This window comes from Acinetobacter sp. SwsAc4 (assembly GCF_013391535.1).
Lineage (GTDB): Bacteria > Pseudomonadota > Gammaproteobacteria > Pseudomonadales > Moraxellaceae > Acinetobacter.
In genome coordinates, this window is sequence record NZ_JACAXC010000008.1 from 72,052 (window position 1) to 90,549 (window position 18,498).

The 18,498-nt window shown below is 37.7% G+C and carries 20 protein-coding genes and 1 rRNA gene; 9 read left to right on the forward strand and 12 right to left on the reverse strand.

Annotation, left to right across the window (positions count from 1 at the left end; translation table 11 throughout):
• Positions 1–3: 3 nt before the first annotated feature.
• From HYG88_RS06260 to coaBC, 4 genes are all read right to left on the reverse strand, one after another.
• Positions 4–612, reverse strand: a complete 609-nt coding sequence (locus HYG88_RS06260; protein WP_005164285.1) for an alpha-ketoglutarate-dependent dioxygenase AlkB — start codon at positions 610–612, stop codon at positions 4–6.
• Positions 599–1,441 carry a bifunctional transcriptional activator/DNA repair enzyme AdaA gene (locus tag HYG88_RS06265; protein ID WP_005164283.1) on the reverse strand — a complete coding sequence of 281 codons (843 nt, stop codon included), beginning with the start codon at positions 1,439–1,441 and terminating at the stop codon, positions 599–601. Before HYG88_RS06265 ends, HYG88_RS06260 begins: the two co-directional genes overlap by 14 nt.
• Positions 1,442–1,638: 197 nt before the next feature.
• Positions 1,639–2,016 (reverse strand): cytochrome b562, encoded by a 378-nt coding sequence (locus HYG88_RS06270; RefSeq protein WP_005164281.1) that lies wholly within the window; start codon positions 2,014–2,016, stop codon positions 1,639–1,641.
• 154 nt (positions 2,017–2,170) lie between these two features.
• The gene (gene coaBC, locus HYG88_RS06275) at positions 2,171–3,427 is read right to left on the reverse strand and encodes a bifunctional phosphopantothenoylcysteine decarboxylase/phosphopantothenate--cysteine ligase CoaBC (RefSeq protein WP_005164280.1); all 1,257 of its coding nucleotides are present in this window, start codon (positions 3,425–3,427) and stop codon (positions 2,171–2,173) included.
• A gap of 110 nt (positions 3,428–3,537) precedes the next feature.
• On the opposite strand from coaBC, the gene radC reads away from it, so the two are divergent.
• The gene (gene radC / locus HYG88_RS06280) at positions 3,538–4,251 is read left to right on the forward strand and encodes a DNA repair protein RadC (protein WP_005164276.1); all 714 of its coding nucleotides are present in this window, start codon (positions 3,538–3,540) and stop codon (positions 4,249–4,251) included.
• Positions 4,252–4,316: 65 nt separating this feature from the next.
• Positions 4,317–5,228, forward strand: coding sequence for a bestrophin family protein (locus HYG88_RS06285; RefSeq protein WP_005164274.1), 912 nt, complete (start codon positions 4,317–4,319; stop codon positions 5,226–5,228).
• A 40-nt stretch (positions 5,229–5,268) separates the two neighbouring features.
• Here the strand turns inward: HYG88_RS06285 and HYG88_RS06290 are convergent, their stop codons facing one another.
• Together HYG88_RS06290 and HYG88_RS06295 are read right to left on the reverse strand one after the other, a co-directional pair.
• Entirely contained in the window at positions 5,269–5,586 is a 318-nt protein-coding gene (locus HYG88_RS06290; RefSeq protein ID WP_005164271.1) for a hypothetical protein, read from the reverse strand.
• Between the two features lie 42 nt (positions 5,587–5,628).
• The gene (locus tag HYG88_RS06295; protein ID WP_005164268.1) at positions 5,629–6,480 is read right to left on the reverse strand and encodes a PHP domain-containing protein; all 852 of its coding nucleotides are present in this window, start codon (positions 6,478–6,480) and stop codon (positions 5,629–5,631) included.
• A gap of 45 nt (positions 6,481–6,525) precedes the next feature.
• Between HYG88_RS06295 and HYG88_RS06300 the strand changes: the two genes are divergently transcribed.
• The 4 genes from HYG88_RS06300 to mnmC are packed head-to-tail and all read left to right on the forward strand — an operon-like array spanning position 6,526 to position 9,848.
• Positions 6,526–7,137: a septation protein IspZ gene (locus tag HYG88_RS06300; protein WP_005164263.1), complete on the forward strand. Its 612-nt coding sequence runs from the start codon at positions 6,526–6,528 to the stop codon at positions 7,135–7,137.
• Positions 7,138–7,161: 24 nt separating this feature from the next.
• A complete protein-coding gene (locus HYG88_RS06305) occupies positions 7,162–7,464 on the forward strand; it encodes a YciI family protein (protein WP_005164260.1) in 303 nt (100 codons plus the stop codon).
• A 3-nt stretch (positions 7,465–7,467) separates the two neighbouring features.
• Positions 7,468–7,920: a hypothetical protein gene (locus HYG88_RS06310; RefSeq protein WP_005164255.1), complete on the forward strand. Its 453-nt coding sequence runs from the start codon at positions 7,468–7,470 to the stop codon at positions 7,918–7,920.
• Between the two features lie 17 nt (positions 7,921–7,937).
• Entirely contained in the window at positions 7,938–9,848 is a 1,911-nt protein-coding gene (mnmC, locus tag HYG88_RS06315) for an FAD-dependent 5-carboxymethylaminomethyl-2-thiouridine(34) oxidoreductase MnmC (protein WP_005164254.1), read from the forward strand.
• Between the two features lie 69 nt (positions 9,849–9,917).
• Here the strand turns inward: mnmC and HYG88_RS06320 are convergent, their stop codons facing one another.
• Entirely contained in the window at positions 9,918–10,232 is a 315-nt protein-coding gene (locus tag HYG88_RS06320) for a rhodanese-like domain-containing protein (protein ID WP_005164253.1), read from the reverse strand.
• Between the two features lie 90 nt (positions 10,233–10,322).
• On the opposite strand from HYG88_RS06320, the gene HYG88_RS06325 reads away from it, so the two are divergent.
• Positions 10,323–10,811 (forward strand): YajQ family cyclic di-GMP-binding protein, encoded by a 489-nt coding sequence (locus tag HYG88_RS06325; protein WP_004655922.1) that lies wholly within the window; start codon positions 10,323–10,325, stop codon positions 10,809–10,811.
• A 14-nt stretch (positions 10,812–10,825) separates the two neighbouring features.
• Positions 10,826–11,320, forward strand: a complete 495-nt coding sequence (locus HYG88_RS06330; RefSeq protein WP_005164251.1) for a DUF4442 domain-containing protein — start codon at positions 10,826–10,828, stop codon at positions 11,318–11,320.
• Positions 11,321–11,368: 48 nt separating this feature from the next.
• Here HYG88_RS06330 and HYG88_RS06335 read toward each other — a convergent pair whose 3' ends face one another.
• From HYG88_RS06335 to HYG88_RS06345, 3 genes are read right to left on the reverse strand one after another with little or no spacing between them, the layout of a single operon-like run.
• Positions 11,369–11,782, reverse strand: a complete 414-nt coding sequence (locus tag HYG88_RS06335; RefSeq protein ID WP_005164249.1) for an acyl-CoA thioesterase — start codon at positions 11,780–11,782, stop codon at positions 11,369–11,371.
• 1 nt (position 11,783) lies between these two features.
• Entirely contained in the window at positions 11,784–12,221 is a 438-nt protein-coding gene (gene trxC / locus HYG88_RS06340; RefSeq protein ID WP_087547717.1) for a thioredoxin TrxC, read from the reverse strand.
• Complete coding sequence (locus HYG88_RS06345; protein WP_005164245.1) at positions 12,222–13,118, reverse strand: alpha/beta hydrolase; 897 nt, start codon at positions 13,116–13,118, stop codon at positions 12,222–12,224. It lies immediately after the preceding gene.
• Positions 13,119–13,241: 123 nt separating this feature from the next.
• Between HYG88_RS06345 and HYG88_RS06350 the strand changes: the two genes are divergently transcribed.
• The gene (locus HYG88_RS06350; RefSeq protein WP_005164243.1) at positions 13,242–13,577 is read left to right on the forward strand and encodes a TIGR01244 family sulfur transferase; all 336 of its coding nucleotides are present in this window, start codon (positions 13,242–13,244) and stop codon (positions 13,575–13,577) included.
• Positions 13,578–13,637: 60 nt separating this feature from the next.
• Here HYG88_RS06350 and HYG88_RS06355 read toward each other — a convergent pair whose 3' ends face one another.
• Together HYG88_RS06355 and rrf are read right to left on the reverse strand one after the other, a co-directional pair.
• Positions 13,638–18,050 (reverse strand): hypothetical protein, encoded by a 4,413-nt coding sequence (locus HYG88_RS06355; RefSeq protein WP_005164241.1) that lies wholly within the window; start codon positions 18,048–18,050, stop codon positions 13,638–13,640.
• A 339-nt stretch (positions 18,051–18,389) separates the two neighbouring features.
• Positions 18,390–18,498, reverse strand: a 5S ribosomal RNA gene (rrf, locus tag HYG88_RS06360); the annotation flags it as partial.

The following is an 18,498-nucleotide window of genomic DNA, read 5'->3' on the forward strand; positions in this document are numbered from 1 at the left end:
TAATCAATCAACAATTGTTCTAAAGGTCAAATTAACTCTAGGTGTGGTCACTTTCTTGGTGGGTGGTAAACGATGTAGCCAGTAGCTTTGTGTTGTATCTTTCATCACCAGTAAACTACCATGCTCTAAGTACAACTCGATTTTTTCCTTGCTATGTTTATGTTTAAATGAAAATTTTCTTTCTGCACCAAAACTGAGTGAAGCTATTGCACCATCTCTTTTAAGATCTGTTTCATCATCACTATGCCAAGCCATGCCTTCTTCACCTGTGTGATAAAGATTGAGCAGGCATGAGTTGAATAATTCACCTGTTAAGCTTTCGACAAGTACCTTTAATTCGAGTAATTCTTTTGTCCAAGGCAACGCATACTTATGGATATTTGAATAGGTATATTCAAATGCCTGATCACCATACCAAGCCACTTTTCTTTTGGTAATGATTTTTCGCCCAAAAATGATTGCTTGATCATTTTCCCATGCAATATTTTGCATGAGCTTGTCAAAATAATCATCTGCTCTCAAATTTGGAATCACTTTTCCATAATATTGAACAGTGCCTTGATAGGGTAAATAGTTATGACTTGGATCCGCATCAATATCAAATAGTTGCATGACTATGAATACCCTCCCAAGCAATCATTGCCGTTTTTCTCACTTGCCCCCATTCATATCCGCCGAATGCACCTGTCGATTGAATCACACGATGGCATGGAATCAGAAAAGCAATCGGATTACTACCAATTGCGGTACCCACCGCACGTGCGGCTTTAGGATGATCAATCGATTTTGCAAGCTCTCCATAAGTCGTGAGTTGACCCATTGGAATTTTGAGTAAAGATTGCCAAACCTTCAACTGAAACGCTGTCCCTTTTAAATGTAATTTAATCTTGGCCAATTGACTGTGATCTGTCTGAAACAGGGCTAAAGCACTTTGTTGTAGTGAATCTGATTGAGCAATAAACATTGCTTTAGGAAATTGTGCTTTTAAATGCTGTAAAGCCTCTGTTGGTTTTTTTACAAATGTTAAAGCACAAATTCCCTTGGATGTTGAAGCAACTAAAACCTCACCGAATAATGTTTCTGCAAATTGATAAGAAATTGTTAAAGCTTCACCACCATTTTTATATTCAGCAGGCGTCATTCCTTCAATCTGAAGGAAAAGATCATGTAATCGACTGGTACTCGATAAACCTGTGGCAAAAGTCGCATCAAAGATACTGCCCTGTTGCTGCTTCAGAATCTGTTTTGCATATTCAATGCTGGTATATTGTAAAAATTTCTTAGGGCTCGTCCCCACCCATTCCGTAAATAGACGCTGAAAATGTGCTGAGCTCAAATGAATATGAGCTGCCACCTCATCAAGTTGTGGCTGCTGCTGAAAATTTTGTTGAATATAAGCAATTGCTTGAGCAACTTTTTGATAATGTTGTTGTGAGGACATAGACCACCTCTCATCATTCACATTTTCACTGTATCAATTTTAAAATGCAGTGAAAATCTGAATCATGCTAAGTTTTTGTTTATCCTTCTCTCTGTACAAATAAAAAACTGCGCTCATTCAAGCACAGCTTTTAAAAGATAGAACATAAAATACTTTAGCTGATTACAAGGGATGACTCACCAATCATCTCGATGAGATTAGTGTGTATAGTATTTATGTCCCTGATCACGTAACTCGGCAATTTTTTTGCCCTGTTTTTTTGCTTCATCTAATTTACCGGCTTGAACAAGTACTTTAGCCTTATCAATCTCAACAATAATTTGATCAAATAAAGCTGTTGAGGTCGGTACTTTTTCCGTTGTATTTACCGCTAATTTATATTGTTTTGAATGCGTTGCTGCATTACGCATATTATTTAAAGCAGTTGTCGCTGCTAGTGGATTTTTAGCTTGGTTAAACGCTTTATAGTTTTTACCTAAAGCTTTCATATCATCATGTAATCCCGCAGCCATAACGGTGCTGCTAAGGGCAAGAGAAGAAAACATAATCACGGTGGCTAAAGTTTTTTTAATCATCAAGATATCCTATCGAAAACTGTGGCTGTAGATGGCTGATCAGAAGCAAAACTTATTGAACTCTGATTTGGCCGCATATATTGCGGCGCTGTTTTAGCATACATAAAAAATGCAACGATTTCGTTGCATTTTAATAAAAGTAAAACTGTTTTATTTACGACTTCTGTAGTAAAGCATCATGTATTGCTTCTACCAATTGTTGCGAAATCTCTTGCTTTGACGCTTTCTCTAACTCACGCTTTTCCATATGGTATGACTGAGCAAAAAATACTGTCATTGCATTTTCATCAGAAGCAAAACCAATATCAGGGCGTGATACATCATTACACGCAATCATATCGAGTTTTTTAGCAACCAATTTTCCTGCTGCATATTGCTCAACATTTTGGGTTTCAGCTGCAAACCCAACCATAAATGGACGTTGTTGTTGCTCTGCAATCGTCGCCACGATATCAGGATTCTTCACCAAAGCGACTGCAAGTTCATCACCTGCTTTTTTAATTTTATGTTCTGCAACTTGAGCCACGCGATAATCAGCAACTGCCGCCGTCGCAATAAAAATATCACAACCTTCTTTAAGCTGATTCATACTGACATCAAGCATTTGCATAGCTGAACTGACATTAATCCGTTGTACACCATTTGGTGTATCTAAACTCACTGGACCTGCAACTAAAGTGACTTTTGCACCAGCTGCGTAACAAGCGGCCGCTAGTGAAAAACCCATTTTACCCGTACTGTGATTGGAAATATAACGAACAGGATCAATTGCTTCTCGTGTCGGACCAGCTGTAATAGTGACACGTTTGCCAGCCAATAAACCAAATTTTTCAGCAATCGCACGTTGTGCTTTATGAAAATAAGCGGCAACTTGACGTGCTAAATCTTCAGGCTCAGGCATACGCCCTAAGCCAACATCACCACATGCTTGCTCACCCGCATCAGGCATAATCACATGCACGCCATCTTCAACTAAAGTTTGCAAATTACGCTGAGTCGCTTTCGCTGCCCACATTTGTTGATTCATAGCAGGTGCAATCCACACAGGGGCTTTGGTTGCTAAATATAGGGTACTTAATAGATCATCTGCCAAACCATTGGCAAATTTTGCAATGCTGTTACAACTTGCAGGTGCAACGAGAATCAGATCAGCCCAACGTGCCAATTCGATATGTCCCATGCCTGCTTCTGCTTCAGGATTAAGCAATTCGGTATGTACAGGGTTTCCTGAAAGTGCTTGGAAAGTGAGCGGTGTAATAAATGCTTGTGCGCCTTGCGTCATTACGACACGAACATCGAAACCAAAATCTTTTAAACGGCGGACTAAAATCGCACTTTTATAGGCAGCAATGCCGCCAGTAACCGCTAATATAATGTTTTTATGTGGAATAACACTGAGATCAAAGCTCACAAACAGGATACCTTACTGTTGCAGTGGCGCTCACAATAGCATTAAATACGGTCATACCCAAGTGATGTACTTGGAAAAATCATCATCATAAAAAAATTGTGTGAATAAAAATGAATCAATCAATAAGACAATCTATCAAAACATGGCCTGAACAAGAACGCCCACGTGAACGCTTATTACTACAAGGTGCACAAAGCCTATCTGATGCAGAACTATTGGCTATTTTTCTACGCTCAGGCTCAAAACAACATTCGGCGGTGGAACTTTCTCGAATTCTGATTCAACATTTTGGTGGCTTGAATCCGATTTTTGATGCATCACTTGAAGACTTATCCCAATTTAATGGAATTGCTTCTACCAAATATGCCCAACTCATGGCAGTTAAAGAACTTGGACGGCGTTATCTACACAACTATTTTCATCAACAACGTTTATGTCTAGATACATCAACACTGGTATTGGATTATTTGCGCTACGAACTGCAAGGTGAAAAGCAGGAAGTTTTTGCTGTACTTTGTTTAGATGCTGAACTCAGAAAGCTCCATTTCAAAAAACTATTCTATGGTTCACATCATTCATGTAGCGTTTCGCTGAATCAAACCTTACGTTATGCCTTACAACAACAGGCTTGCCAAATCGTGGTTGCACATAATCATCCTTATGGTATTGCTCAACCTTCACTAGAAGATATTTATCTGACTCAGCAACTCAAACAAGCTTGTAAACTATTGGAAATTAATCTGATTGATCATTTTATTATTTCAGCAGAAGATCATTTTTCATTTTCTGAACAACAACTCCTCAACCCCACTAAAATCAAGTAATCTCATCTTGACAAAGCCCAAATCTAACCCGAACATCAACACATAAAATTAATGATTCAAATAACATGATTGTCCGTGATCAACCGAGTATTTTTAAAGTTTTATTCTCATGGCGCGGGACGATTTTGCCTAAAATTTTACCCTCGCTAGGATTTGTCATGCTTATCTCTGCCATTATTGGTGGTGTTGAGTATGTAGATCTGTATCGATTTCCAGAAATTCCTTTGGTAGGTTTTACACTGATTGGGGTTGTCCTTTCGATTTTTTTAGGTTTTAAGAATACAGCTTGTTATGATCGTTGGTGGGAAGCACGTAAGCTTTGGGGTGTTTTAATTGCAACTTCTCGTCATTTTGACCGTGACTGTCGTGTATTAACTCAGGCTCGCCGCGAACGTATTATTCAAAATGTAATTGTATTTGCGAATGTGTTACGCGACCGCTTACGTCACCAAACAGCAAATCCCACTGAACTTATAGAAACCAGTGGTCTAAGCCAGCAAGCACTAACTCAACTCTATCAACAACATAATGCACCGCAATACACACTTAGCCTGATTCAATGGGAACTATTACAAGCCATGAAAGAAGGTGAAATATCAGATATTATTTATACTCAAATGAACAGCCATGTCGCGGCTTTAAGTGAAATGCAAACGGGTTGTGATCGTATTGCGAATACCCCAATTCCATTTGCCTACTCTGTTTTACTGAATCGTACTGTATATTTTTTCTGCTTTATGCTGCCGTTTAGTTTGGGATCTTTATTAGGTCTAGTGACCCCACTTTTAGTCGGAATTTTGGCTTATACATTTTTGGGGTTAGATGCTTTAAGTACAGAAATTGAAGAGCCATTTGGAACACAAAGCAATGACTTGCCTTTAGATGCGATGGTACGTTCAATTGAAATTGAGTTACTGGGAACATTAGGTCGCCCAACCCCTCCACCGATTCAAGCGCATGATCATAATTTATTGTAAATTATAAAGAGGAAACATTTATCGAGTAAAAGATTATTTCTTAAGTGTTATAATCAGACCATCTAAAATAGATAAAGTCATTCTTAAAATATTTCTCGATTAAAATGTTTTCCCATTCTTTAATATCTATACATGAACTATCAATATGAATATCGACATACGCTTTTTGAGCTTGAAGATGCTTCATAAAAACTACAGGAAAGTTTTCTTTTTCATATATATGAGTTGCTATTGTTCTCCCTAAGCCATCATCATCAAACTCATGCAATGACAGCTTATTTACCTCAGCAAAATCAATCAAATTAAAGTCTACACTTAAGATGACTTTGTCATCTCCACTCGGCCAAATACATGCCATACCAACCTCTATCTTGAAATAACTTCAAATATTTTTGAAATTTTACCTAAAGTTTTCCCAAACACCTTTTTGTCCTTCTTTAACTCTAGGTGTATTCCCCAGTTTAACCCACGGCATATTGTCGCCATGAAAATCACTGCCGATCGAAACAGCCAAATCAAACTGCTGAATCATTCGATCCACCATTTGACGTGTTGATGCCGGTTCTACACTCGGAGGAAGTTCAACAGCATCTCCACCCGATTCAGCAAATAATTCAATTAAATAACGAATATTGGTCGCTGATAAATCATATCGGGTTGGATGCGCTAAAACTGCGAAGCCTTGGCTGGCATGGATCACGTCAATCGTTTCTTTAAGCCCTAAACCTTCAAATTTCACAAATGCCTTTTTTCCTTCTTTAAGAAAACGATCAAATGCTTGTTGTGGGCGACTGACAATATTTTTCTCTACCAATGTTTTGGCAATATGAGTACGGGTCACTCGATCTGGATGTCCATCAACTTTGGCAATCACATCTGGGTAAATATCAAAATCAATACATTTCTCTAATAAGCTACAAATTACTTTCGCACGTTCAGCACGGACTTTTTTCTGATTTTCAAGCATTGCTTTTATAGGCGTCTCATCTTGCATATTCAAAGCAACAATATGAACACCATAACTCTTTTTAATATTTGGCCTTGACCATTGGCTGGATATCTCCACACCAGAAATGATTTTAATATCATAGTCTTGAGCATGTTTTTGGACACGGTTTAAAGCATCCATCGTGTCATGATCTGTCACGGCAAGCATCTTTATTTTTAAGTCAACAGCCGCCTCTACCAGTTGTTCTGGAGAGTACGTACCATCTGAAATGTGGGTATGTGTATGTAAATCGACACCGAACATGGTTTGTATTATGCTATCTGACCTATTTCATCATCGTACTGTAACATGAAAGCGTTGCTCGACTATCTGCCGATTATTATCTTCTTTTATTTTTATAAAACCACTGATCCCAAAGATAGTCATCACCCTTTATTACAGTTGGTTGGTAGCACAGGAAATACCGATCAAAATCATATTCTTGTGGCAACCTGTGCACTTTTAATTTCAACGCTTGTTGTTTACGGTTGTTTGTTCTTTTTCCAGAAATTTAAACTGGAAAAAATGCAATGGTTTATTGTTGTCATGTCGGTGATTTTTGGTGGAATCACACTCGTATTCAGTGATGTGACCTACATTAAAATGAAAGCAATCATCATCAATATCGGTATTGGAATAGGTTTTTTAGTTACCCCATTATTCAATAAAGAACGTACCCCGATTATTAAAAAGCTTCTTGGTTCGTTACTCGAATTAAGTCATCAAGGCTGGATGAGATTGAACTTAGCGTGGTGTGGACAATTCTTTTTGCTTGCCGCTTTACATTTTTTCTTTGGATTCGTCTATATGCAAGGCAAATATTGGGGCGAATTCACGGCTTTCGGCGATATTATCGTTTCTATCAGTTACCTTGCTGCTATACTATTTTTCTTAAGAAAGCATTTTAAAACCACCGACTGAATTTTGAATCATTGAGCGACTGCCATGCCTTATTTTGTCCTAACCTGCACTGATCATGAAGGTACCTTAGAAAAACGTTTAGCAACTCGTCCACAACATATTGAACGATTGCAAAAGCTAGATGATGAAGGACGTTTAATTGCTGCTGGCGCTCATCCTAAAGATCCAAATAATCCACAAGCAGGTTTTTTAGGCAGTACGATTATTGTTGAATTTGACACGCGTGAAGCACTAGATAGCTGGATTCAGGAAGAGCCTTTTTTAAAAGAAGGAATTTACTCAAATATTGAGGTAAAGCCTTTCAACAAAGCTTTTCCAAAAGGGTAAATCATGCACTTTGCAGCCAAAAGCTTTTTCGCCTTATGCTTAATGAGTTCATCAGTCTGGGCTGTTGAACCAACACCAGCTATTGCACCGACAACAACTGTTCAAGCTAAACCAAACTCAACAACAACTTCCACCCCTGTTACTACGGCAACTGCTAAGCCCTTAACTGCTGAACAAATTGCAAAGGCTAAACAGCAACAAGAAGCAAAAGTCAAAGCATTGGTTCAAGATCAAGCCAATCGCTTAAAACAACTTGAAAATGCCAATCTTGAAGCGCTCTCGCAAAATCAAGAATTACAACTCAAAAATGACAATCTTACTGTTCAGATTCAAGTTTTACAAAGTGAGCGCAGTGCTCAAATGTTCTTGTATGGTGCTATGACCATTGCTGTTGGTGTCATTCTAGGTTTCTTTATTGCGAGCTATGTCTACACCAAACGTCGTCGCCAGTGGTAACAATATAATTTTTATTTATGTCTCATTCATCAAAATTACAAACTGCTGAATTAGATTGGGAAATAGTCGATGGCATCGAAATTCCTATTTCTAAACAATTCGGTGATGTCTACTTTTCTAAAGACAATGGTTTGCTTGAAACCCGACATGTATTTTTAAATGGCAATGATTTAACCGAACGCCTCTCTCAACTACACGATTATCAATATTTCTGTGTAGGTGAAACTGGTTTTGGTACAGGACTCAATATTTTGACCCTGTGGCAACTCTGGCAACAAGTTCGCTTAGATAATCACAGCCATTTACATGTTGTCAGCGTTGAAAAATTTCCATTAAATAAAGCAGATTTGATCCGCGCACTCAATGTTTGGACAGAGCTCAAACCTTTAGCAGAAAAATTGATTCAGCAATATCCCTTGCCAATCGCAGGTTGTCATCGCTTAAGTTTTCCTGAAGAACGTTTTAGTATTGATTTATGGCTAGGGGATGCTCAGGATATTTTTCCAACGATCCCTAAAACCCAAGCAGTGAATGCATGGTTTTTGGACGGTTTTTCTCCCTCTTGTAACCCAGATATGTGGCAGGCAAATGTCTTAGATCATATGGTGCGTTTATCTGATTTTGGAACAACTTTCGCATCCTTTAGTGTCGCAGGCATATTAAAACGTGGGCTTAAACAACACGGTATCCAAATCAGCCGTCCACGAGGTTTTGGCCATAAACGAGAAATGCTCAAAGCTATTTGGCTAAATGCTTCACAAGAAGAAACAGACACCGCCGATTCGAAGCAAGACATAACGATTCAAAATGAATCTGAAATAACAAGCTCAGCATCTGTACAGCGACATATTGCGATTATTGGCGCAGGAATCGCAGGTTTAAGCTCAGCATGGGCATTTGCTCAACGAGGACATCAAGTTACGATCTACGAGCAAAATGAGCCGCTTTCAGGAGCATCTGGCAATCCCTTGGCATTGCTCAATCCAAAACTATGCCCAATTGAACAGGCGCATGAACACTTAATGACCTTGAGTTGGCAACATGCGTTGAATTTTTATCCTCGTTTTAAGGCATTTAGACCGATTCAAGTCGAGCAAATTGCATTAAAAAATGCAGATGAACTGCTAGGACTGGTTGAGCAATATCCTGAAAACGTTTTAACTGCAAATACAACGCTTGAATGTCTTCCAGAAACCGAGCTTCCAAGTCTGACCTTACATGAAGCAGGTGCAGTTTCACCACATCAATTACGTGATGAGATTTTACAACATGCTAATATTCGAATAGAAAAAGCAAAAATTTCTCGATTAGAGTCGACTGATAGCCAAGTTACACTCTGGCAAGACCAACAAAAAATTGCCATAACGGATCATGCGATTGTCTGTTGTGCTAAACAAAGTGCTGAACTCATCGAAAACTATCCAGTCTTAAAGCCAATTCGAGGACAAGTCAGCTGGGTTGAGAATAGCCAGCGGCCTTTAGCACTGGATCAAGCTTATAGTTATGGTGGCTATTGCATGCAACTGGATGCTTCACAGTTAATTCTGGGGGCATCTTTTTATCCCAATCGGGATGATGCAGAAGTGCTAACTGAAGATCATGTGCATAACTACGAACTTATCCACAGTGTCTTCCCTCAATATGCAGAACAACTTCCAAAACTGGAGACTTGGCAAGGAAGAGCATCCGTTCGCGCACAAAGTTTAGATTATTTCCCCTTAGTTGGGAAAATACAAAATCTTGATCAAATCTATACTTTTGCTGGTTTAGGATCGAAAGGTTTCTTATTTGCGCCATTATGTAGTGAAATCTTAGCAGCATTAATTTTAGGTGAACTTTGCCCAGTTCCTCAAAGTTTATTGGATAAATTAAACCCTCAAAGATTTCAAAAGAAATTAAAAGCTAAAAAACCTTATTATTCTGGGTAAATTATTATTTTAGTTGTTCATTCTTTAAATTTGCCAAAATACCTAAGTATTTTGGCAAATTTAACTGATCTATGCGCCTTGTTCTAAAGCTAAGCCAGCATCACGTGCTGCACGTGTACCGCCCATCAATACAACATATTCACGAGAATCATCTAAACCTTCTAAAAGCTCTGCTGCGCGTGGTGCTTTACTACCACCACCACATAAAATATAAATCGGCTGATCCGCTGCAACCTGAGTCAAACTATCCGCATTAATTTCAGCAATTGGAAGATTCAACGCCCCTTTGACGTGTGCCTCTGCATAGGCTTTAGCATCTCGGACATCCCAAATGACTGCGCCTTCTGGGAACTCAAATGTTGTAATTTCTTGTTTACGGATCATTGTGCACTCCTTTGATGTAAACAACACTTGGCAAATGAAGAAAACACCCTTAGCATCTCAAATATTCTTTCCCTTTGTAAAGGTCTAACCATGCCTTCTTTTGATATTGTTTCTGAATTAGAGTTATTTGAAGTCAATCATGCTGTACAAAATACAGAAAAAGAGATTGCAACACGTTTTGACTTCCGTGGACAAGACGTTTCAATTGAGTTAAATGAAAAAAATAAAGAAATCAAAATCTCAACTGAAAGTGACTTCCAATGTGAACAAGTCTATACCATGCTTGAAAATCACTTCTATAAACGTAAGATTGATGTACAAGCTTTAGATCCACAAAAAGCCACTGCTTCTGGTAAAAATGTAGTCCAAGTGATCAAGCTGAAAGATGGACTTGACTCAGATACCGCAAAAAAAATTAATAAAGCCATTAAAGAAAGTGGTATCAAAGCGCAATCTTCTATCCAAGGAGACAAAATCCGTGTCACAGATAAAAAGCGCGATACCTTGCAACAGGTCATGAACTTTTTACGTGAACAACAATTTGGTCTACCACTTCAATTTAATAATTTCAAAGACTAAGCATTAGGTTCATTATGGCAAAAGATAACCGTCTTTATACGCTGGTTAAAACCACTTCTAAATTTCCAAAAAGTATCCGTAGTACGCTATGGAGTAAAGCTTTTGGTCGTGTTGTTCCTATGGTTGGAACAGCAAATATTCGTTATTTAGAAGTTGATAAAGACCATGTCACTGTGCGTATTGAAAACCAACGTAATATGCAAAATCATATTAAAGGGGTTCACGCAGCAGCAATGGCGTTATTAGCAGAAACTGCAACGGGCTTTTTAACGGGCTTACATATCCCAGATGATCGTATCTTGTTAATTAAATCATTGCATGTTGACTATTTAAAAGTTGCTCAAGGCGGTTTAACAGCAACTGCGACATTATCAGCAGATCAACAAAAGTTTATTGCGGATAATGATAAAGGCGAGTTATTAATTCCTGTGACCGTCATTGACGATTCTGGTAACGAACCAATTCAATGTCAGATGCTTTGGGCTTGGCTACCAAAACGTAAAAAATAGTCTTAGATTTAAAATAAAGCCCAATTAAATTTGGGCTTTATTGTTTTATCAGCTTGCTAAAAAATCTTGCTTAATTTGTTCTGAGATTTGTCGTTTATTACCATTCACGTCAACAGCAACAAATGTAAAAACACCTTGAGTAACTCGAATCGGATCACGCGAATTGTCGTGACTATTCCATACCTCGATTTGCACCTGTACGGAAGTATTTCCGACTTTCAAAATTTTAGTATAGCAACTAATCACATTTCCAACCTTAACAGGCACAAGGAAGGTCATTTCATTAATTGCAATTGTTGCACATCGTCCCTTGCTCAAACGCTCAACATGAATCGCTCCTGCGAGATCCATCTGAGATACAATCCATCCTCCAAATACATCACCACTCCAGTTTGTATCTGCTGGCATAGCAATATTCTGTAAGGATAAAACCCCTTCTGGATGATTTGAACGTTCAGTCATGTTAATGTCCTTGATGTTGCTGTAATTGCTGATTTAACCATTGCTGTAGCTCTGGTGTACGTAATGCACCACTTATTCTGGCCAATTCAGTCGTCTTATTCATTAAGACCAAAGTCGGAATACTGCGGACATTAAATGCAGCACTTAAACGCGGGTTTGCTTCAGTATCAATTTTAGCAAACACGACGTGAGGATTATGTTTGGCAACCTCAGCAAAATGAGGTGCCATCATTTTACAAGGATTACACCATTCTGCCCAAAGATCGATGAGTACAGGTAAATCTGAATGACTAATGAAATGGCTAAAATTTTGCTCATTTAATTCAATTGGCGCTAACGTTAATAATGGTTGATGGCATTGCCCACAGTTTGGATGAACTGCTAATTTTTCTTCAGGTACACGATTTTTTGCACCACAGGATGCACAGACAATGATCATTTACATCACTCCGATATGTTGATGTAAAAATTCTAATTGGGTTGTGACTGCTTTTTCAAACCAAGAACCGTGATAAATATCGAAATGTTTCATTTCCCACTCATGATAGCTTACAAATGGTGCAATATTTGTAGCAGCTTCACGACTAGATTCAATTGGAATCAAAGAATCATGTTTCGCAGCAATAAACAAAACAGGGATATTAATTTTGCGTACAAATTGAATTGGACGATAGCGCATTAAATTAAAAAATACACGTGCAGGAACTTCACCACTCCAATAATAGTCAGGATTTACAATCGAATGATAACCATAATAACTATCAGAGGTCGGTAAAAAGCATAGTTTATGCTGATCTACAACCGGCAGAGTTTTTGGCACTAAGCCCATCTTAGACCCCATGTAATCTTGGCTAGAACGCTTTAAAGCCTCTGGATAACGTTGTAATGGGTATAATTTTGCTGTTTCAGCCCCATCTACATAAGGCACTTGTACCATCACGGCCTGAATATTTTTAAGGTCAGTAGCTAAACTAAGCGCATATCCACCACTTAGTGAGGTTCCCCATAAAATAATACGTCGACTATCAATTAATTTACAATTCGAAGCATATTGAACAATGGTTTTCCAATCATCTAGTTGAGCACCAAGTGAAACCAATTCACGCGGTTTTCCTGTGCTGCCCCCCCAATAGCGATAGTCAAATAAAATGACAGCATAGCCAGCTTTAGAGAAACGTTGTGCATACTGAACTAATTTAAATTGGCGTAATCCAGCAAATCCATGTGCCATAAGAATTACAGCAGGTTTAATATTGGTCTTTGGGAGGTAGAAATCTGCTGCTATGGTTTCTTCGCCACTAGGAACATACAACGGCTCAACTGTATAGGTGTGCATGCGCGCTCCAATGCTTTATCTTATTACTTATCATCATTTATTTGCTACAGACATTTAAACTCAAGATCAAGCTTAATGCTATGATAGAGCATAAAATGTTTTGTTTATTTTTGGAGTGACAAGATGTCAGAAAATGTTGGTTTTGCAGGTCAAATCGGCCCTGAGCATGTAGATCAAGTTGTCGAAAAAGGCTTCAAATCTATTATTAATAATCGTCCAGACATGGAAGGTGGTTCTGAACAACCTACAAGCTCACAGATTGAAGAATCCGCACGTAATGCGGGCTTAGATTATGTCTACCAACCAGTTGTTGCAGGTCAAATTACAGAGTTAGATGTTCGCACATTTGCAAACCATTATAATGAGCTACCAAAACCGATCTTGATGTTCTGTCGCACAGGTAATCGCTCAAATAATTTATACCAACTCGCAAAACAAATGGATTTATTGGATGATTAATTCAATTCATCAAAATAAAACTGGAAGCCCTTGAGCTTCCAGTTTTATGAGCATCAGTAATTATTTACAGGTATGTAAAGTTCCATACGGGCTAGTATTATCTAATGATGGTGTATATGCCCAATTCACTTTATCAAAATCAGCAGCAACTGGTGCCAATGAAACAGTACGATAACCATGAATAGGGAACGTAGATAACGTTGTTGTTGCTCCAACCTGAACAGATAACCATGATGCATATGCTTTTGGATAACGGAGTTGGAAATCAAATTTACCCTCTTTATCCGTCGTATAAGTTGCTGTATAAGGATTTGCTTCACTTGCACCAATAAAACGCACAGCATTGAGTGTTTCTAATACTTGATTACCATTGCGATCCAGAGTCAAAATATCTCGATAAGTATTCAATGCCTGATCAAATTTATTAAAGCCATGAATAGTAACATTACGATCATCGTATGACGTTGAAGGATCATCTATCGCTGATACAGCACAAGCCAATGGCGGAACTAAAGATGCTGATGCTGGTGGCAGATGTTGGACCCAAGATCTTTCTTTTGTCACAGAATCTTGTACAACAATCCACTCTCCTCGTTTAAATTCGACTGCTCGTACGTCCATTGTAACATTTTGATTTGCAACAGGACGACCATCTAAATCTACAACTTGTGCAGAAGCACTCCAGTTGTAATAAATACCATTCGGATCATCAACACCTACTTTGGTTGGATTCATAGTCACTGTAATTGATCCCTGAGTAACAGGAACATCAGCAGCAATTATATCCGCCAAATAGCTTTGACGTCGTTCAGTTCCATTATTATCTTTAACTAGTGCTTCTACACGAAGGTCATCTATCACAAACTGAGCTGCGCTATAACCTTGTCCACGAAGGTTTTCATCAACAACAACTGTGAATGTAGCCCAACCATTTGCATCACTATCAACTGTTGATGCCCCACGAATGTATGCCCCATTTTTTTGGTATTCTGGAATAGTTAAAGTTACTGCCTTACCAGATTGACTCGAACCATTAATATCAGTAACAAGTACAGAAATATCTACAGCATCACCACGAACATGCAACTTATCTTTAGATGCTTTCAATTTCAAATCTAACTGAGGCGCTAATGCAGTTGGTGAATTTACTGCTATTTGTGATACTTGTTGTACTACAGCACCTTGTTCATTAACGTGCGATGCTATGAGTAAAATAGGTGCTGTATTGGTATCGACAGTAGCCTTCATATCTAGGGTAAAGACAGCCTCACCATATTGATTAGTAACAACTTGTGAAGCACCTTTGATTGAGGTAACATTTCGAGGATCAACAATCGCTAAAGTTACTGGCTGATTTGCCACTCCGCCTTGATTAACATCTAATAGCTTAACGGTAGTTAATGCTGTATCACCTGCCGTACTTAATGAGACTTTATTACTATCAATTGTTAAATGATTTACATTGATAGGCGCAACTACAGTGAAGTTTAAGGTTGTTTTTAATTCTTCACCTTTTGGATTTTTAATTGTACCAAAGACTTTTATACCAGAAGTTAATAAAGCAGACTTAACGGAATCTGACATATCTTTTGGAATAGTCATTGAAATTGGGACTGAGCCATTTGCAGTTGTCATTACGGAATCAGCGCTCAACTTTATTCCTGCATTTATTGCTTCTTGATTTAAAGATAAATTAACAGGATAAGCAGTATTTGCGCCAAGCTCATCTTTTACAGCAACTTGAACTTGATATGTTTGACCTATTTCCACGTCATTCTTATCAGAAGTTAAACGTAAATTAACTGAATCTTTAGGAATAGCAACTTGGATAGTACCTGTTTGCTGGATACGATCACCATTGTTAAGATTCGTTCCAACAACAGCGAATGTAATTCCATTTTTGATTAGACTAGCATCATAAACACCCTCAGATACCTTAACCGTAAACTCAGCCTCACCTTTACTATTTGTAGTCAGCGAAACATTGGATAAAGAAACTCTAGAACTTACCAAGTTAGATAAAGCAATAGTCAATGGAGTATTCGCAATCAGATTGCCTGCATTATCTTTAGCCGTAACTTTTACTCGTACTTCTCCGCCCAAAACAGATACTGTTTGCACATCATAAGTTAAATCTAATCCTGCAAGATTTGGCAAAATTACTGGTGGCTGACTAATATCAATTTTACGTGCTATCGTATAAGCTGAACCATCTTTACGCTTACTATTGACAGCAACTGTTATTCCATTCGCAATTAAATTTGCAAGTTCTGTTGGACTATTCGCCTTAATTTTAAGACTAAAAATAGCTTTACCGTTAGCGTCAGTTGAAATTGCTGATGCAGTAGCAAGACTTACTCCATTAGTTATTGCAGCTTCATTTAAACCAATACCAACTTTTTGACCCACTAAAAATTTACCATCAGTACCCGTTGCATTCACTGCTACTTGTATTGTTTGCTCAACACCTTGAGTTATTACTAAATTGCCAGGCATGTCTACAGTTAAATAGTCTAGATCTAAATCAGTTTGATCTGTAGGAGCTTTAAAATTAATTGTTGTTGTTTGTTGTGCACTATTCGAACTAGCCTGTGCCGTAATACGAATACCGTTTGAAACTAGTTGCTTTTGTTCACTTAAACCACTTGCCTTATAATCATAAACAAAAGTTGCGTATCCAGTTTCATCTGTATTTTTAGAAGATGGACCTGTTAGGCTTAAGCCTAAATTTTGTAAATCTGTTGTAGATAATGTTGGCAATGAAACAGAAACTGTTTCACCTTTTAGAGCACTTCCTTTAACACCAATTGCTTTAACTTTTACAGTAATAGTCTGGTCTTTTGTATAATCAAAAGCAGTGTTAATCGGATCAATTAATAAATAACTTACTGCCTCTTCAGATTTAGCTTCATCCGTCACAGCAATTTTTATTTCATTTGTTAAGCTATTATCAGTCTTAAATGTAGCAGTGATACCCGCCTGTACTAAAGCAGCAACTGCATCTGCAGTATTCGCATTAGTATGTAAAGTATATGTAATATAACCACCTGCAGCTGTACTAAAATCTCGCTCAGCACTCCCATCAAAAGTTACACCATTAGAAGTAGCGATATTATTTAGTGCTAATGTAACTTTTCCTTTTGTAGCAGCCTCACCTTTATTATTAATGCCTTTAACGGTAATCGTTATCTGATCATTTTTTGCATTGATTTTATAAGAAGACGCAACTTCTAAACGTTGTAACGCTAACTGGTCTGCTGCATTACTATCAACCGTAATAACACTAATCGTATCTTGAGCAAAAACTTCTGTATTATCAGAATATACCGCTTTTAAGTTAATACCCTGTTGTGACAAAGCGATCGGATAGTTAGAGTTAGCTTTTAACGTAAAGGTTGCATAACCATTAGAGTCAGTTATTACTTCAGTTTGATCAATACTAACACCGTAAGCATCACTTTTATCTGTGAAAATTAACTTCACTTTTTTATTAGCTAGAGCAATATCACTACTATTTTTTGCACGCACTTTAACGATTGTCATACCGTTTTGTGCAGTAATTGGTGCATCAGCTTTAATAATTTCAAGCTTTTGCACAATTTGTGAAATATCTTTAAAAGTAATCGCAGCTTTTACCGTTTTTTGAGCTTTATGTTCATCTATCAATTTAAAATCTAAGCTTTGAGAAGTCGCAACAAACTTCTGAACATCTTCGGTCGTTAAATCAGCATTTGCGACAATTGTAAATGTAGCAATACCATCGCTGTTGGTAGTAAGAGAAGATCCAGAAGAAATAGAAAACTTACCTTGCATCTCAACAGGTAGAGCTAAACTAACATTTTGGCCAGCTTTAACGCCACCATTTTGATCTGTCACTTGGGCATTAATCGTTGCAGAACCTTTAGGTAAATTAAGAACAACTCCTTGCTGAATGTTTAAGTTAAAGTTACTTTGAACAGTACTAGTTTTAGCAATGTTTAGAGTATAAACCTGCTTAATTGATGTGCCATTCACAGTTGCTGTTAATAATACTTTACCCGTTCCTGCAGATATAGATGGTACATTTAGTTCAAACTCGGCAATACCGCCATCAACTGTTTTCACTAATGAAACTTTACTGGTTACACCTAATTTTTCACTATCAGTGATAGATAAAGTCACATCTTTATCAGCAATTCCACCACTATCTTTATTTAGTACTTGTATTGAGAATTTAACAGTAGAATTATCATTAGCATTAACTATTACATTATTTGAAGTATCTTTTAAGTCTAATACTTTAATACTTTCAGCAACTTTTGAGCTATCAGTAGAAGAATTATTTCCTGAATCAGAACCACTGCCACTGGTATTATTAGAACTATTATTTCCATAATACCCTCCACCCCCACCCCCACAAGCAACTAATGCAACTGAAGTAGCTAAGAGTGTAGAGTTAACCCCTAATTTTTTTAAATTAATTAAATACGTCATGGCAGTGTCCATCTTATGTAATAATTTAGCCCTAAATTACTATTATGGCTTTAGGACAAAAATTTACTAGAAATAACATTTTTTATCAATCAGCAACTGTCTCTTTATCCATATATATAGAGAACTAATTGGCAAAAAAGTAAATTAAAAATTTTATTGGATCTTTCCAATTCTTTTCACAAATGAAATATTGAGCATTCTCAGTCTAATAGATCTTTGATTTCTACATATTACACAATTTTCATCAGACTAAAATTTATTCTTAAATCAACTCCCAATTTCTTTGCCCCAGCAATAAAAACACCCCCGCTCTTTCGAATGGGGGTGTTTAGATTTAAAAGCTGGCGATGACTTACTCTCACATGGCAAAGGCCACACTACCATCAGCGCTAAGAGGTTTCACTTCTGAGTTCGGGAAGGGATCAGGTGGTTCACTCTTGCTATTGTC

Bases quoted from the DNA above. Each gene is read 5' to 3' on its own strand.
- HYG88_RS06290 (WP_005164271.1), bottom strand. From the start codon at position 5,586: ATGGCATGTATTTGGCCGAGTGGAGATGACAAAGTCATCTTAAGTGTA.
- HYG88_RS06350 (WP_005164243.1), top strand. From the start codon at position 13,242: ATGTCAGAAAATGTTGGTTTTGCAGGTCAAATCGGCCCTGAGCATGTA.
- HYG88_RS06295 (WP_005164268.1), bottom strand. From the start codon at position 6,480: ATGTTCGGTGTCGATTTACATACACATACCCACATTTCAGATGGTACG.
- HYG88_RS06305 (WP_005164260.1), top strand. From the start codon at position 7,162: ATGCCTTATTTTGTCCTAACCTGCACTGATCATGAAGGTACCTTAGAA.
- mnmC (WP_005164254.1), top strand. From the start codon at position 7,938: ATGTCTCATTCATCAAAATTACAAACTGCTGAATTAGATTGGGAAATA.
- HYG88_RS06325 (WP_004655922.1), top strand. From the start codon at position 10,323: ATGCCTTCTTTTGATATTGTTTCTGAATTAGAGTTATTTGAAGTCAAT.
- HYG88_RS06320 (WP_005164253.1), bottom strand. From the start codon at position 10,232: ATGATCCGTAAACAAGAAATTACAACATTTGAGTTCCCAGAAGGCGCA.
- radC (WP_005164276.1), top strand. From the start codon at position 3,538: ATGAATCAATCAATAAGACAATCTATCAAAACATGGCCTGAACAAGAA.
- HYG88_RS06310 (WP_005164255.1), top strand. From the start codon at position 7,468: ATGCACTTTGCAGCCAAAAGCTTTTTCGCCTTATGCTTAATGAGTTCA.
- HYG88_RS06335 (WP_005164249.1), bottom strand. From the start codon at position 11,782: ATGACTGAACGTTCAAATCATCCAGAAGGGGTTTTATCCTTACAGAAT.
- HYG88_RS06265 (WP_005164283.1), bottom strand. From the start codon at position 1,441: ATGTCCTCACAACAACATTATCAAAAAGTTGCTCAAGCAATTGCTTAT.
- HYG88_RS06285 (WP_005164274.1), top strand. From the start codon at position 4,317: ATGATTGTCCGTGATCAACCGAGTATTTTTAAAGTTTTATTCTCATGG.
- HYG88_RS06300 (WP_005164263.1), top strand. From the start codon at position 6,526: ATGAAAGCGTTGCTCGACTATCTGCCGATTATTATCTTCTTTTATTTT.
- HYG88_RS06330 (WP_005164251.1), top strand. From the start codon at position 10,826: ATGGCAAAAGATAACCGTCTTTATACGCTGGTTAAAACCACTTCTAAA.
- HYG88_RS06355 (WP_005164241.1), bottom strand. From the start codon at position 18,050: ATGACGTATTTAATTAATTTAAAAAAATTAGGGGTTAACTCTACACTC.
- trxC (WP_087547717.1), bottom strand. From the start codon at position 12,221: ATGATCATTGTCTGTGCATCCTGTGGTGCAAAAAATCGTGTACCTGAA.
- HYG88_RS06260 (WP_005164285.1), bottom strand. From the start codon at position 612: ATGCAACTATTTGATATTGATGCGGATCCAAGTCATAACTATTTACCC.
- HYG88_RS06345 (WP_005164245.1), bottom strand. From the start codon at position 13,118: ATGCACACCTATACAGTTGAGCCGTTGTATGTTCCTAGTGGCGAAGAA.
- HYG88_RS06270 (WP_005164281.1), bottom strand. From the start codon at position 2,016: ATGATTAAAAAAACTTTAGCCACCGTGATTATGTTTTCTTCTCTTGCC.